Raw genomic sequence first — 626 nt, 5'->3', positions numbered from 1 at the left:
AGAACCCCCAGCCCGGCCCGTTCCAGATGCCACTGCGAAACCCTCAGAAACTTGACGTAGTCGTCGTGCAGCCACAACTTCTTTTCCTGCAGCGGGACGCCTTCCACCTCAAAGTAGCTGCAATAGGTCTCTTGCTTGCCGAGACGACAGCTTCGTCCCGGCGTAGTGGTTCGCGGATAAGTCGGACTAACGAGTCAGCTCGAGCGACATTGCCTCGGTCGGTCCCTCGTCCTGCGATCTATTTCTTCTAGGTGGTGATCGTCCATAATGGCGTGATCGAAAACTACGCGGCCCTCAAATCACGCCTGCAGCAAAAAGGATATGTCTTCCACAGCGATACCGATTCGGACTCGCGTGGTGCCGGCCGCGGCGATCGGGGCCGAGCTGCAGCCCACGTCCGGCGACCTGGTGCCATCGGCAACCATGCGGCAAGGTCTGCTGGCGAGGTGCCTTGTTCACCAGCGGATGGACCGCCGTGAATGGTTTCACCACGATGACGCCCCCCAACTCGCCCAGGTGCCAGTACGGCAGGAACGCCAACATCGACTGGGCCGTGCTTCCGCCTGCCAGCAATCACCCCGGCGGCGTCATGCTTGGCATGCTGGATGGTTCGGTGACCTTCATTC

The 626-nt window shown here is 60.5% G+C and carries 1 protein-coding gene and 1 pseudogene; both read left to right on the top strand.

Going from position 1 to position 626, the window contains the following annotated elements:
* Positions 1-251: 251 nt before the first annotated feature.
* Positions 252-350 (top strand): annotated as a pseudogene (locus AB1L30_RS01065) (hypothetical protein); the annotation flags it as partial.
* A partial coding sequence (locus AB1L30_RS01060) for an H-X9-DG-CTERM domain-containing protein (protein ID WP_367011474.1) occupies positions 320-626 on the top strand: 307 nt, incomplete at its 3' end. The pseudogene AB1L30_RS01065 and the gene AB1L30_RS01060, both read left to right, overlap by 31 nt.

Origin of the sequence: Bremerella sp. JC817 (genome assembly GCF_040718835.1) — a bacterium.
In the GTDB taxonomy this organism is placed as follows: domain Bacteria; phylum Planctomycetota; class Planctomycetia; order Pirellulales; family Pirellulaceae; genus Bremerella.
This window is presented reverse-complemented; position numbering and strand designations above follow the sequence as displayed.